Annotated in this window: 13 protein-coding genes; 10 read left to right on the top strand and 3 right to left on the bottom strand. The window is 68.5% G+C overall.

From position 1 onward, the window contains the following. The first annotated feature begins 19 nt into the window (after window positions 1-19). Both AC11WY_RS11925 and AC11WY_RS11920 read left to right on the top strand, forming a co-directional pair. Window positions 20-715, top strand: coding sequence for an ABC transporter ATP-binding protein (locus AC11WY_RS11925; RefSeq protein ID WP_482925705.1), 696 nt, complete (start codon window positions 20-22; stop codon window positions 713-715). Next, entirely contained in the window at window positions 712-3,243 is a 2,532-nt protein-coding gene (locus AC11WY_RS11920) for an ABC transporter permease (RefSeq protein WP_482925703.1), read from the top strand. Before AC11WY_RS11925 ends, AC11WY_RS11920 begins: the two co-directional genes overlap by 4 nt. A 73-nt stretch (window positions 3,244-3,316) precedes the next feature. Here the strand turns inward: AC11WY_RS11920 and AC11WY_RS11915 are convergent, their stop codons facing one another. Genes AC11WY_RS11915 through AC11WY_RS11905 form a run of 3 tightly spaced genes read right to left on the bottom strand, consistent with a single transcriptional unit; the run spans window position 3,317 to window position 5,557 of the window. Then, window positions 3,317-4,117: a 3-methyl-2-oxobutanoate hydroxymethyltransferase gene (locus tag AC11WY_RS11915; RefSeq protein WP_482925701.1), complete on the bottom strand. Its 801-nt coding sequence runs from the start codon at window positions 4,115-4,117 to the stop codon at window positions 3,317-3,319. Then, window positions 4,117-4,431 carry a MocE family 2Fe-2S type ferredoxin gene (locus tag AC11WY_RS11910; protein ID WP_482925699.1) on the bottom strand — a complete coding sequence of 105 codons (315 nt, stop codon included), beginning with the start codon at window positions 4,429-4,431 and terminating at the stop codon, window positions 4,117-4,119. The genes AC11WY_RS11915 and AC11WY_RS11910 overlap by 1 nt, the downstream gene beginning before the upstream one ends. Before the next feature lie 46 nt (window positions 4,432-4,477). Further along, complete coding sequence (locus AC11WY_RS11905) at window positions 4,478-5,557, bottom strand: fatty acid desaturase family protein (protein WP_482925697.1); 1,080 nt, start codon at window positions 5,555-5,557, stop codon at window positions 4,478-4,480. A 148-nt stretch (window positions 5,558-5,705) separates the two neighbouring features. Between AC11WY_RS11905 and AC11WY_RS11900 the strand changes: the two genes are divergently transcribed. The 8 genes from AC11WY_RS11900 to AC11WY_RS11865 form a co-directional block, all read left to right on the top strand. Next, window positions 5,706-6,734 (top strand): LacI family DNA-binding transcriptional regulator, encoded by a 1,029-nt coding sequence (locus tag AC11WY_RS11900; protein WP_482925695.1) that lies wholly within the window; start codon window positions 5,706-5,708, stop codon window positions 6,732-6,734. A 199-nt stretch (window positions 6,735-6,933) separates the two neighbouring features. Beyond that, window positions 6,934-7,755, top strand: coding sequence for a TIM barrel protein (locus tag AC11WY_RS11895; RefSeq protein ID WP_482925693.1), 822 nt, complete (start codon window positions 6,934-6,936; stop codon window positions 7,753-7,755). Window positions 7,756-7,840: 85 nt separating this feature from the next. Continuing rightward, window positions 7,841-8,785 carry a sugar ABC transporter substrate-binding protein gene (locus AC11WY_RS11890; protein ID WP_482925691.1) on the top strand — a complete coding sequence of 315 codons (945 nt, stop codon included), beginning with the start codon at window positions 7,841-7,843 and terminating at the stop codon, window positions 8,783-8,785. Between the two features lie 96 nt (window positions 8,786-8,881). Next, window positions 8,882-9,904 carry an ABC transporter permease gene (locus AC11WY_RS11885; protein WP_482925689.1) on the top strand — a complete coding sequence of 341 codons (1,023 nt, stop codon included), beginning with the start codon at window positions 8,882-8,884 and terminating at the stop codon, window positions 9,902-9,904. Window positions 9,905-9,914: 10 nt separating this feature from the next. Then, a complete protein-coding gene (locus tag AC11WY_RS11880) occupies window positions 9,915-10,682 on the top strand; it encodes an ATP-binding cassette domain-containing protein (protein WP_482925687.1) in 768 nt (255 codons plus the stop codon). After that, complete coding sequence (locus AC11WY_RS11875) at window positions 10,666-11,463, top strand: SDR family oxidoreductase (protein WP_482925685.1); 798 nt, start codon at window positions 10,666-10,668, stop codon at window positions 11,461-11,463. Before AC11WY_RS11880 ends, AC11WY_RS11875 begins: the two co-directional genes overlap by 17 nt. A gap of 55 nt (window positions 11,464-11,518) precedes the next feature. Next, complete coding sequence (gene iolG, locus AC11WY_RS11870) at window positions 11,519-12,523, top strand: inositol 2-dehydrogenase (RefSeq protein ID WP_482925683.1); 1,005 nt, start codon at window positions 11,519-11,521, stop codon at window positions 12,521-12,523. Between the two features lie 80 nt (window positions 12,524-12,603). After that, window positions 12,604-13,905 (top strand): S1C family serine protease (locus AC11WY_RS11865; RefSeq protein WP_482925681.1); only part of this gene is annotated, 1,302 nt, incomplete at its 3' end.

The following is a 13,905-nucleotide window of genomic DNA, read 5'->3' as shown; positions in this document are numbered from 1 at the left end:
CCCCCGCAGGAGGCGCGCGATGACCGACCCCGTTCTGTCCCTTGACGAGGCGCGGCTGAGCCTGCGCGGCAATGCCGGGACGGTGGAGATCCTGAAGGGCATCACGCTGAACGTGGCGCGCGGCGAAACGCTGGGGCTGGTGGGGCCGTCGGGATCGGGCAAATCGTCACTCCTCATGCTCATGGGCGGGCTCGAACGCGCCACCGGCGGCAGCGTGATGGCGCTTGGCCATGACCTGACGACGATGGACGAAGACGCGCTGGCCCGGTTCCGCAGACGCAATATGGGGGTGGTGTTCCAGTCCTTCCACCTGATTCCGACGATGACCGCGCTGGAGAATGTGGCCCTGCCGCTGGAACTGGCCGGGGTGGCGGATGCGTTCGACCGGGCGGCGGCCGAACTTGCGGCAGTGGGTCTTGGCGCGCGCACCGGGCACTACCCCGGCCAGTTATCGGGGGGCGAGCAGCAGCGCGTGGCGCTGGCCCGTGCGGCCGCGCCCCGGCCCGCGATCCTGCTGGCCGATGAGCCGACCGGCAACCTCGACAGCGCGAATGGTGCTGCGATCATGGACCTTCTGTTCGGTCTGCGCGATGCGCATGGGGCGACGCTGGTGCTGGTGACCCATGCGCCGGAACTGGCCGAACGCTGCGACCGGATCGTGCGGCTGGCCGATGGCCGGATCGAGGGCGAGGCGCTGCGGCGCGCGGCGGAATGACCCTGCGGCTGGCGGCCCGCATCGCGCGGCGCGAGTTGCGCGGTGGCCTTGCGGGGTTTCGGGTGTTCCTCGCCTGCCTCGCGCTGGGCGTGGCCGCCATCGCGGCGGTGGGCCTTGTGCGCGCGGCGATCAGCGGCGGGCTGAGCGATCAGGGCGCGGTGCTGCTGGGCGGCGATGCCGAACTGGAGTTCACCTATCGCCACGCGGGCGATGCCGAGCTTGCGTTCATGCACGCCCATGCCGCGGCGGTGTCCGAGGCGGTCACCTTCCGCTCGATGGCCGTGGTGGGCGATGGCGCCACGGCGCAGCGCGCGCTGACCGACGTGAAGGGGGTGGACGGGCTTTACCCGCTGACCGGGGCGGTGACGCTGGATCCGCCGATGCCGATGGCGGCGGCGCTGGCCGCGCAGGACGGGCTGCCCGGCGCGGTGATGGACGGCGTGCTCAGCGCACGGCTGGGGCTGAAACCGGGTGACGGCTTCAAGCTCGGCACGCAGGCGTTCCACCTGTCGGCGGTGCTGGTGAGCGAACCCGACAGTGCCACCGCGGGCTTCGGCTTTGGTCCGCGCACGATCGTCCAGACGGCGGACCTTGCCGCATCGGGCCTGCTGAAACCCGGCACGCTGTTCGACACCAAATACCGGCTGCTGCTGAAACCCGGCGAAAACCTGCCGCACCTGAAGCGCGAGGCCGAAACGGCGTTCAAGGCCAGCGGGCTGCGCTGGACCGACAAGCGCAACGCCGCGCCGGGGATTTCCGAATTCGTGCAGCGGATCGGCTCGTTTCTGGTGCTGGTCGGCCTTGCCGGGCTGGCGGTGGGCGGCGTTGGCGTCTCGGCCGCGGTGCGGGCCTATCTGGAGCGCAAGACCGCCACGATCGCCACGCTGAAGACGCTGGGCGCCGAGGGCGGCACGATCTTCCTGACCTACCTTTTGCAGATCGCGGCGCTGACATTGCTGGGCGTCGCGCTGGGCGTGGCCCTCGGGGCGGCGGCGGTGACCCTGCTCGCCCCGGTGATCGCGGCCTCGCTGCCCTTCCCGGTCGCCTTCGGCATCTACCCCGAGCCGCTGGTCGAGGCGGCGATCTACGGCATCCTGACCGCGCTGATCTTCACGCTCTGGCCGCTGGCCCGCACCGAACAGGTGCGTGCGGCCGCACTTTATCGCGAGGGCAGCGGCGGGCGGGGCTGGCCGCGCGCGCGCTACCTGATCGCGCTGGCCCTGCTGGTGGTCGCGCTGATCGGCGGCGCGGCGCTCTTTTCGGGCGTGGCAAGGCTCACGCTGTGGTCGGCGGCGGGGGTGCTGGCGGCGCTGGCGGTGCTGGTGCTGGCGTCCGTCGCGGTGCGGCGGCTGGCGCGGTGGCTGGCCCGGTCGCGGGCGCTGCACGGGCGCACCGCGCTGCGGCTGGCGCTGGGCGCCATCGGCGGGCCGCGCGAGGAAGCGGCCTCGGTCATCCTGTCGCTCGGTCTCGGGTTGTCGGTGCTGGCGGCCGTGGGGCAGATCGACGGCAACCTGCGCGCCGCGATCCAGACCGACCTGCCGGAGCGCGCGCCCAGCTACTACTTCGTCGACATCCAGCCCGATCAGTTGCAGGGCTTCATGACCCGGCTGCAGACCGATCCGGGGGTCAGCCGGGTGGAAACCGCGCCGATGCTGCGCGGCATCATCACGCAGATCGACGGCAAGCCGGCGCAAGAGGTCGCGGGCGCCCATTGGGTGCTGAAGGGCGATCGGGGCGTGACGATGTCCGACGCGCCCCCCGACAACGCGAAAGTGACGGCGGGGCAATGGTGGCCCGCCGGTTACGATGGCGCGCCGCAGATCAGCTTTGCCGCCAGGGAAGGCGCCGAGATGGGGCTGAAGCTGGGCGACACCCTGACGGTGAACATCCTCGGGCGCGATATCACCGGCACAATCACCTCGTTTCGCGACGTGAACTTCCAGACCGCGGGCATCGGCTTCATCCTGTCGATCGACCCCGCCGCGCTGGCGGGCGCGCCGCATACCGACATTGCCACCGTCTACTGCCGCCCCGAGGCCGAGGCCGCGATCCTGCGCGACCTCGCAAATGCCTACCCCAACATCACCGCGATCCGCGTCCGTGACGCCATCGCGCAGGTGTCGCAGGCGCTGTCCGCCATCGCCTCGGCCACCGCCTGGGCGGCGGCGGCGACCCTGCTGACCGGCTTCATCGTGCTGATCGGCGCGGCGGCGGCAGGCGAGCGCGCCCGGCTTTACGAGGCGGCGGTGCTCAAGACGCTGGGCGCCACGCGCGGCACCATCCTTGCCAGCTTCGCGTTGCGTGCCGCGATCCTTGGCGCGGCGGCGGGGCTGGTGGCGATCGTCGCGGGCGGGCTCGCCGGGTGGGCGGTGATGCGCTTCGTGATGCAGGTGCCCTACCGGTTCGAGGCGGTCTCGGCGCTCTCGATCGTGGCGGGGGGCATCGCGGCCACGCTGCTCGCCGGGCTGATCTTCGCGCTGCGCCCGCTCGCTGCGCGCCCGGCACAGATCCTGAGGGCGCAGGAATAGCCCCGCGCCCTGCCTTTCGGTCCTGAAATATCCTCGGGGGGGTCGGGGGGCGAAAAGCCCCCCGGCGGTTCCGTCAACCCTCGGCGTCCAGCCACTCGCGGAACGCGCCCAGGACTTCTTCATTTCCGTCCACGACATGCTGCGGCCCCGGATAGTTGCCGTCTTTCACGTCCGACACGAATTCGCCGAAGGCGGCGACCCGTTCTTGCTGCAACCGCGCATATTCGGCGGCGAAGTCGCGGTAGACCTTGGCGTGGCGGGGAATGTGGCCGGTGTTCTGCCCCAGCACGTCATCGGCAAAGAGGTACTGCGCCCCCATGCCCGGCCCTGCGCCCATCGAGATCAGGAACAGCGACGTGCGTTCCGCGATCAGGGCCGCGACGGAATGCGGCACGACCTCGATCTCGGCGGCAAAAGCGCCCGCTTCCTCCAGCGCGCGAATCTGCGACCAGACCAGCTTCGCCGTCTCCAGCGTCTTGCCGACCGCCTTGAAGCCGCCGGTCCAGGTGCATTTCGAGGGGATCAGCCCGACATGGCCGCAAACCGGGATCGCGTGTTCGGCCAGCAGACGCACAGTGGCCAGGCTGCCCGAGCAGTAGACCGCATCGGCCCCCGCCTTATAGAGCGGCAGCGCCCATTTCAGGAAATCGCCCGGCCCGCCGATCTCGTAGAAGTTCTCGCCGGGGATCGCGAAGGCGTCCGGCGCGGCGTCGCGAAAGCGCGGATCGAGCATCATCGACGGCGAGACCGAGAGCATCGCAACACCGGCGCGGGCGGCGGCGCGGGCCTCGTCGAGCGTTTCGACGCGCAGCATCGGCAGCGGGCGTGCGTCGCGGCGGGACAGCAGATCGGCGATGGTGGGGCGGCGGGCCATCACGACACCTCGATCAGCACGCGGCCGCCCTCGGCCCTGGCCGGGTAGGTCGCGAGGTTGATGCAGACCGGCGCGCGCTTGGCGGCGCCGGTGCGATAGTCGAACTGGCCGTTGTGCTTGGGGCACTCGATCACATAGTCCATCACCAGCCCGTCGGCGAGGTGGATCTGCTCGTGGCTGCACAGCCCGTCGGTGCAGAACCATGCGTCGTCGGGGCTGCGGTAGATCGCGTAGGTCTTGCCGCCGTGGTCAAAGCGGATGACGTCTTCGGGCTCAACATCGTCGGTCGCGCAGGCATCTACCCATTGGGGCATGGTCGTCGGTCCTTCTGATCGGGGCAGGTCGGGCTGTTCGGGTCGGTTACGCGGCGGCGGTGCCGAGGGCGGCGGCGTGCAGATCCTCGCGGTAGGGCCGGGCGGTCGACGGCAGCTCGCGTTTGAGGAAATACTCCTCGCTCGCCAACTGACGGCGGATCGCGGGCCACATCTCGCGCATTCCCTCGGCGATCGAGCGGTTCGGCGCGGGCAGGTCGTGCTTGATCATCGCGTGCAGCTTTGGCAGCGCATGATAGGGCACCATCGGGAACATGTGGTGTTCGACATGGTAGTTCATGTTCCAGTAGATGAACCGGCTGATCGGGTTCATGTAGACGGTTCGGCTGTTCAGCCGGTGGTCGATGACGTTGTCGGCCAGCCCGCCGTGCTGCAGCAGGCCGGTCATCACATGGTGCCAGGCGCCATAGAGGCGGGGCAGGCCGATCACCATCAAGGGCAGGATCGAGTGCATCCAGACCGCCAGCGCGATGGTCACGGCGTAAATCGCCACCCAGATGCGGGCCACGCGGATCACCTTGGGCTGTTCCGAGGCGGGAATGAAGGTGGCCTCTTCCGGGTGGATGGTGCCCGAGGCGTTCAGCAGCATCCGGCCCCAGCCGTTCCAGGCATCGACCAGGCCGAAGAAGTTGGCGATCAGGCGGGCGAACTCCGGCGGGCGCATGATCGCGATCTCGGGGTCGCGGCCGACGATGTAGGTGTCGGTGTGGTGGCGCGCATGGCTCCAGCGCCAGGTCACCGGGTTGCGCACGATCATGAAGCTGGCGATGTTGTAGACCACGTCGTTCATCCAGCCGGTCTTGAAGGCGGTGCCGTGCGAGGATTCGTGCCAGCGCGAGTCCGACGCCGAACCGTAAAGCACGCCGTAGGCCAGCCAGAACGGCGCCGACCACCACGACGGCCAAAGCGCGATGCCGATGCCCGCGAAGACGATCATGCAGCCGTAAAGGATGATCGTGTCGCGGATCGCGGGCATGTTGGACCGCTGCATCAGCGCCTTCATGTCCTTGCGGGAAACGTCGGTGTGATACCAATCGGCCGCCGCCAGGCCGGTTTCCACGGCACGGCGCGCATCTTCGCCCAGCAGGCTGTAGTCTCTTTTGGCCATGACGGTCTTCTCCATTCCGGCCGGATCGCCGGCGCTTGGGGGCATCGTAGAAGATTCGTTCCATTTCTGGAACTGATGGACTGGAAATTCCCATCAAATCTCGTCAGGGTGAAGCGCGGATTTGATGAGTTCTCATCAGGAGCAGGCAATGGCGCGACGGCCGGGACTGAATGAACTGGCGGCGGCGGCGGGCGTGTCGGTTGCCACGGTGGACCGCGTGCTGAACGGGCGCGAAGCGGTGAAGCCCGCGACGCGCGCCCGCGTGGTGGAGGCGGCGGCCCGGATCGGGCATCCGGCGGCACGACGGCTGGCGGGCGATGCGGCGCTGCTGCCCGAGGTGCGGTTCGGCGTCGTGCTGCACAAGCAGGGGCAGGATTTCTACAAGGCGTTCGCGGAAGAACTGCACCGGGCGGTGGCGCGGGCTGAGGGCGCGCGCGGGCGGTTGATCCTGGAATTCTCGGTCAGTCAGGCGCCGTCGGAAATGGCGGGGCTCTTGCGCGCGATGGCCGGGCGCTGCGACGTGCTGGCGGCGACGGCGGTCAACCACCCCGAAGTCACGGCGGCGGTGGAGGATCTGCGCGGCAAGGGGGTGCAGGTGTTCTCGCTCCTGTCGGATTTCGCGCAGGGCGTGCGGGCGGGCTATCTGGGGCTGAACAACCTCAAGGTCGGGCGGACGGCGGCCTGGCTGACGGCGCTGGCCGCGCGCGGGCCGGGCAGGGTGGCAGTCTTCGTCGGCGGCTACCGCTGGCACGGGCACGAACTGCGCGAGACGGGTTTCCGCGCCTATCTGCGCGAGGCCGCGCCGCAGATCCAGGTGCTGGAGACGCTGGTGAACCTGGAAACCCGGCAACTGACCTACGATGCGACGCTGGGCCTGTTGGCGCGGCATCCCGATCTGCGCGGCATCTACGTCGCCGGTGGCGGGATGGAGGGCGCGATCGCGGCGCTGCGCGAATCGGGGCGGGGCCGCCAGGTGGCACTGGTGGTCAGTGCGCTGACCGCGGATTCGCGGGCTGGGTTGGCCGAGGGGGTGGTGACAATGGTGGTGGACACGCCGCTGGAAAAGCTCTGCCGTGATCTGGTGGCGCTGATGGTGCGGGCGGCTACCGAGGGGCCGGGGGCGGCCCCGGCGCAGCACTTCCTGCCGCCGGATATTCACGTGCAGGAGTCAGTTTGAGTGCCGCGCGAATCGCAGGATGGGCGAATATCCTTCCTGACCGAGCGAGTCGCATCCAGCCTTGGGGTGCCTGATGGAAATCTCTCAAGGAATTCAGCGCCCCGATTGATTTTGGAATTTTTCAGTTGAAAGCGTTCAAAAATAGAATATCAATTCCACATGGCGCCGGATCACGGTGTCGAACCCTTGGGAGACTGCGTTGACCCTGCCTTTCGCGCTGAACCACATGACCGCGCCGCGCCTGTCCTTCGGGGCGTTCCTTGATCTGGCGGCGGCCTTGGGCTGCGTCGGGGTGGAATTCCGCAACGACCTTGGCCGCCCGCTTTACGAGGGCGCCGATCCGGCGGCCGTGAAGGCGGCGGCGGCGGCGAAGGGGCTGCGCATCCTGGCGCTGGCCGAGGTGAAGATGTTCAACGACTGGTCCGAGACCAAGCGGGCCGAAGCCGAGGCGCTGATGAAGATCGCGGTGGCCAGCGGCGCCGAGGCGGTCAGCCTGATCCCGCGCAACGACAACGTGGGCACCGAAAACGGCGTGCGGCAGAAGGCGCTGAAGCTGGCGCTGGGCGAGTTGCTGCCGATGCTGCGTGCGCATAGTCTGAAGGCGATGGTCGAACCGCTGGGCTTCGAGATCTGCTCGCTGCGGTCCAAGGCAGAGGCGGTGGAGGCGATCGAGGCGGTCGGCGGGGCCGATACCTACCGGCTGGTGCACGACACGTTCCACCACCACCTTGCGGGCGGCGGCAGGCTGTTCCCCGAACACACCGGCATTGTCCATGTCTCGGGCGTGACCGACCCCTCGGTTGCCGTGGCGGATATGCGCGACGGTCACCGGGTGCTGGTCGACGAAGATGACCGATTGGGCAACATCGCCCAGATCCGCGCGCTGCTGGACGCGGGCTACACCGGCCCGATCAGCTATGAGCCGTTCGCGGCCTCGGTGCATGCGCTCGAAGACGCGACACCGGCGCTGGCGCGGTCGATGGAGTTCATCCGCAGCCAGGTTGTCCAAGTGGCAGCCTGACGGCGGATACGGAACAGCCGCCCGAAAATGGGCGCTCCGGCGGGAGAGAACGGTGGGCCGGACACCGACAGTGGAGGAGAAACTGATGAAAAAGACCCTGATGATTGCCGGCTTTGCCGCGCTGATGTCGACCTCGGCCATGGCCGCCAATGTCGGCGTGTCGATGGCGAAGTTCGATGACAACTTCCTGACCGTGCTGCGCAACGGCATGTCGGACTACGCCAAGACCCTGCCCGGCACGACCGTGCAGATCGAGGATGCCGGCAACGACACCGGCAAGCAGCTGAGCCAGGTGCAGAACTTCATCGCCTCGAAGGTCGATGCGATCATCGTGAACCCGGTCGACACCTCGGCGACCCAGGCGATGACCGACGCGGCCGCCGCGGCGAAGATCCCGCTGGTGTTCGTGAACCGCCAGCCGGTGAACGTCGACACGCTGCCGAAGGGCCAGGCCTTCGTCGCCTCGAACGAAGCCGACTCGGGCACGCTGGAGACCAAGCAGGTCTGCAAGCTCTTGAAGGACGCGGGCAAAGGCTCGGGCGCGAACATCCTGGTGATGATGGGCGAGTTGTCGAACCAGGCCGCCGTGCAGCGCACCAAGGACATCCACGAAGTGATCGCGACCGACGACTGCAAGTTCATCAAGATCGTGCAGGAGCAGACCGCGAACTGGTCGCGCACCGAGGCGCAGGACCTGATGACCAACTGGCTGTCGTCGGGCGTCAAGTATGACGCGATCGTCGCCAACAACGACGAGATGGCGATCGGCGCGCTGCTGGCGCTGAAGGCGGCGGGCGTGGACACGTCGAAGACGATCATCGGCGGCGTCGATGCCACGCAGGACGCGCTGGCCTCGATGAAGGCGGGCGATCTGAAGGTGACGGTGTTCCAGGATGCCGCCGGGCAGGGCAAAGGCGCGCTCGATGCGGCGCTGACGCTCGCCAAGGGCGGCGATGTGGCCCAGAAGGTCTACATCCCGTTCCAGCTGGTGACGCCGGACAACATGGCCAAGTTCATGGCGAAGAACTGATCTCCGCGTCCTGACGGAGACGGAACCAGGGGGAGCGGCGCCAAGCCGCTCCCCCGATGCCCGGCGGGCCGGGCAACGGACCAGGAGTTTTTGGCAATGACCAGCACGACATCAGCCGCGACGCAGGCGGCAGGGCCAAAACGCCGCGCGCGCCCGGCCGAATTCAACGTCTTTCTGGGGCTGGTCGGCATCGCGCTGATCTTCGAGGCGCTGGGGTGGATATTCCAGGGCCAAAGCTTTCTGATCAACGATCAGCGGCTCCAGATCATGATCCTTCAGGTCTCGGTGATCGGGATCATCGCGGTCGGCGTGACGCAGGTGATCATCACCGGCGGGATCGACCTGTCCTCTGGCTCGATCGTCGGCGCCACCGCGATGATCGCGATGAGCTTCGCGCAGGTCTCGACCTATGCGCGCGCGGTCTACCCCGCGCTGACCGACATGCCGGTGATCCTGCCGCTGATGGTCGGGCTGGCCTGCGGGCTGGGCGCCGGGCTGATCAACGGCGCGCTGATCGCCTACACGAAAATACCGCCCTTCATCGCGACGCTGGGCATGATGGTCAGCGCGCGCGGCGTGGCGAACTGGTATACCATGGGGCAGCCGGTGTCGTTTCCGACCCATGGCTACATCGCCCTCGGCGCGGGGATGGTGCCCGTCTACATCTTCCTGTTCGTCGCCGTGCTGTTCCACCTGGCGCTGAAGTTCACTGTTTACGGCAACCACACCTATGCGATCGGCTCGAACGCCGAGGCGGCGCGCATTTCCGGCATCAAGGTGGAACGCCATCTGATGCTGGTCTATGCGATCGCGGGCACGCTGGCCGGACTGGCCGGCGTGGTGCTGTCGTCGCGCGGGCAATCGGCGCAGGCCAGCATGGGCGTGATGTATGAACTGAAGGCGATCACCATGGCGGTCATCGGCGGCGTCTCGCTGTCGGGCGGGCGCGGGTCGATCGTGGGGATGTTCTTCGGGATGCTGATCCTGGGGGTCATCACCTCGGGGTTCACGTTTCTCCGGCTCGACGCCTATTATCAGGACATGATGATGGGCGTGATCATCGTGGGCGCGGTCGTCTCCGATGTCTGGCGGCAGCGGCGCCGCGCGCGTGACGTGTAAGGAGGGCGACATGAGCGACATCATCCTGGAAACGCGCGGCCTGACCAAACGCTATGGCGGGGTGCACGCGCTGGAAGACGCGAACTTCACCCTGCGCGATGGCGAGCACATCGCGGTGGTGGGCGACAACGGGGCGGGCAAGTCCACCTTCGTGCGCCAGATCACCGGGGTGGAACAGCGCACCGGCGGCAAGGTCTGGTTCGGCGGCAAGGAGGTCAGCTTCGCCAACCCGATCGCCGCGCGCGAGGCGGGCATCGAGACGGTGTTCCAGAACCTCGCGCTGGCCGACGACCTCGACGTGCCGTCGAACCTGTTCCTCGGGCGCGAGCTAATCAAGCTGAACCTCGGGCCGTTCTCGATCCTCGACCGGCGCCGGATGCGCGAACGCACGCAAGAGGCGCTCGACAAGACCGCGGTGCGCATTCCGAACCTGTCCAACACCATCCGCAACATGTCGGGCGGTCAGCGCCAATGCGTGGCGATCGCGCGGGCGGCCAGCTTTGCCTCGAAGCTGATCATCATGGATGAACCGACGGCGGCGCTGGGCGTGCAGGAAACCGCACAGGTGGAAAACATCATCAAGGGGCTGAAGGCGCGCGGCGTGCCGCTGATCCTGATCAGCCACAACCTGCGCCAGGTGTTCGATCTGGTCGACCGCATCGTGGTGTTCCGCCGTGGCCGGATCGTGGCGTCGCTGCGCCGCGACGAGACCGACGGCAACGACATCGTGGCCTATATCACCGGGGTGAAAGGGGCCGAGAATGGCGCCTACGCCTGACCGGCCGCACGCCGATACGGTTGCGGTCATCACCGGCGGCTCGCAGGGGCTGGGCCTTGCCATCGCGCAGGCGCTGATCGCGCAGGGCTGCGGGCGGCTGGTGATTTCCGGCCGGGCAGTGGCAAAGGGCGAGGAGGCGGCGAAAGCGTTGCGCGACAGCGGCGCCGATGTGCGCTTCCTGCCCGCCGACATGGCGAACGCCGAAGAGGCCGCGGCGCTGATCGACCGCACCGCCGCGCGGATGGGGCCGGTAACGGCGCTGGTCAACGCGGCGGCGGCGACGGATCGCGGCTCGGTGCTGGACACCACGCCCGAAGCCTGGGACCGGGTGATGGCGGTGAACGCGCGCGGCCCCTATTTCGCGCTGCAACGGTTCGCGCAACTGGCGGTGGCGGGCGGGCATCCGGCCGCGGCGGTCAACATCCTGTCGATGGTGATCCATTGCGGGCAGTCGTTCCTGTCGCCCTATTCGGCGTCGAAGGCGGCGCTGGCCAATGTGACCAAGAACGCGGCGCAGGCCCTGCGCGGCCACCGCATCCGGGTGAACGGCATCAACTGCGGCTGGATGGATACGCCCGGCGAGGATGAAACGCAGCGCAAATACCATGGCGCGCAGGACGGCTGGCTGGCGGCCGCCGAGGCGCGCCAGCCGATGGGGATGCTGGTGAAGCCCGACCATGTGGCGGGGCTCGCGGCCTATCTGCTCGGTCCGCAATCCGGCGTAATGACCGGGGCGCTGATCGACTTCGACCAGAATGTGGCTGGCGCCTATCCCGAATAGGCGCGACACGGAACACCAAAGGCCGGCCCCGTCCGGCGCAAGCATCGAGGATGACATGACTCTCAGGTTCGGACTTCTGGGCGCGGGCCGCATCGGCAAGGTCCATGCCAAGGCGATCACCGGCACCGCTGGCGCGACGCTGGCCGCCGTGGCCGACGCCATGCCCGCCGCCGCCAAGGCGATCGCCGACCAATACGGCTGCGCGATCCGCACGATCGAGGCGATCGAGGCCGATAAGGATATCGACGCGGTGGTGATCTGCACCCCGACCGACACCCACGCCGACCTGATCGAACGCTTTGCCCGTGCGGGCAAGGCGATCTTCTGCGAAAAGCCGATCGACCTGTCGCTCGCCCGCGTGAAAGACTGCCTGAAGGTCGTGCGCCAGACGAAGGCGACGCTGATGGTCGGCTTCAACCGCCGCTTTGATCCCCACTTCGCCGCCGTCCGCGCCGAGATCGACGCGGGCACCATCGGCGACGTCGAGATGGTGACGATCACCTCGCGCGACCCCGGCGCCCCGCCGCTCGACTACATCGCCCGCTCCGGCGGCATCTTCCGCGACATGACGATCCACGACTTCGACATGGCGCGGTTCCTGCTGGGCGAGGAAATCACGGAAGTGTCGGCGACGGCCGCCGTGCTGGTCGATCCCGCCATCGGCAAGGCGGGCGACTTCGACTCGGTGCAGGTGCTGCTGAAGACGGCGACCGGCAAGCAGGCGATGATCTCGAACTCGCGCCGCGCCACCTATGGCTACGACCAGCGCATCGAGGTGCACGGCTCGAAGGGCGCCGTGTCGGCCGAGAACCAGCGCGCGGTGTCGATCGAGGTTGCCACCGGCAAGGGCTACACCCGCCCGCCGCTGCACGACTTCTTCATGACGCGCTACACCGACGCCTATGCCGCCGAGATTGCCGCCTTCATCGCCGCCGCCTCGGGCAAGGGCAAGGCCAGCCCCTCGGGCGAGGATGGTCTGGCCGCACTGGCGCTGGCCGAGGCCGCGCTGATGTCGGTCGCCGAGGGGCGCACCGTCAAGCTCGCAGAAGTGACGGGCTGAAGCGGCCCGAACACGCTGTCACCCGTTGCCATTTCGCCGGAACCCGTGTCCTTTCGGATCGGGGCATCGGGGAAATTGCAATGCGGGTCAAACGGATCAGTCGGGGCGCGATCGGGGCGGTTGCGGTGGCGGCCGCCCTTTGCATGGGTGCGGTGCACGCGGCCCGGGCCGACGCGATCCCCGGCCTGACCCGCGCCATCGGCGCGACGCTGGTGGTGCATTCGACCGACGAAACCGAGACCTTCCTCGGCTCGGCCTTCCTCTGGGGCGACGGGCACATCGCGCTGACCTGCGCCCATGTCGTCTATGGCGAGGCCGAGGTCAGCGTGACCTTCGCCGACGGGCATGAGGCCACCGCCCGCGTGCTGGCCCGCGATCCGGCGCGCGATGTGGCGGTGCTGGAGGTTCCGGGCGGCGAAGGTCACGGGCTCTCGCCCGCGCCGGGGCCTGCCGAACTCGGGCAGACCGTCTACGCCGTGGGTGCGCCGCTCGGGGTCGAGTTCACCGTGACGCGTGGCATGGCGTCGGACCGGCCCCGGCAGTTGAACCCATCGGTGCCGATCCGGCTGGTGCAGCACGATGCCTCGGTGAATAACGGCAATTCCGGCGGGCCGCTGGTGGATGCCGAGGGGCGCGTGCTGGGGATGAACAGCCAGATCGTCGATGGCTCGCGCCATTTCATCGGCCTCTCCTTCGCGATCTCGGTGGCGGATCTGCAGCACATCGTGCCGCGTCTGATGGCGGGCACGCTGCAACCGGTGCCGGTGCTGGGCATGCGGGTGCGCCCGGTTGACGGTGAGATTGCGCTGGCTCTGGGTGTGCCGCGGCAGGGCGAACTGGTCGACGGCGTGACAGCGGGCGGCATCGCGGCGGCGGCGGGCCTCAGGGCGGGCGACATCGTGACCGAGATCGATCACAGCGTGCTGGCCCGGCCGGGCGACATCGCGTTCTTGCTGGAGTCGGCGGCGCCGCACGGAAAGGCCGTGGCCGTCCTGCTGCGCGACCACCGCGCCGTGACCGTGACGCTTGATCTCGGCCCGCCAACCCGTCACCCGTTGGCCGAGGTGCCCGCGCGCCCGATCCGTTTTGCGGCGACCGAGCTCGGGCTGACGCTCGACGACGAGGGCCGGATCACCGGGTTGCTGGCGGACCGGGTCGCCAAACTCGCCGGGCTGACCGAAGGCGAACGCGTGCTGGCGGTGAATGGCGATCCGCTTGCCGACGCCGCGAGTGTGGCCGCGTTCCGCATGATGACGGTGACGGCGCCGCTTCTGCTTTTGGTGGCGGACGAGGACGGGATCACCCGGCACGTCGTTCTGGACCCCTGGAACCCCTCGTTCGACCCGCTGATCGCGATGGGGGTGGGGGCCGGGCCGAACGTG

The organism is Solirhodobacter sp., assembly GCF_964715405.1.
Note: the sequence above shows the minus strand (reverse complement) of the source record. Positions and strands in the feature narration are given on the sequence as shown.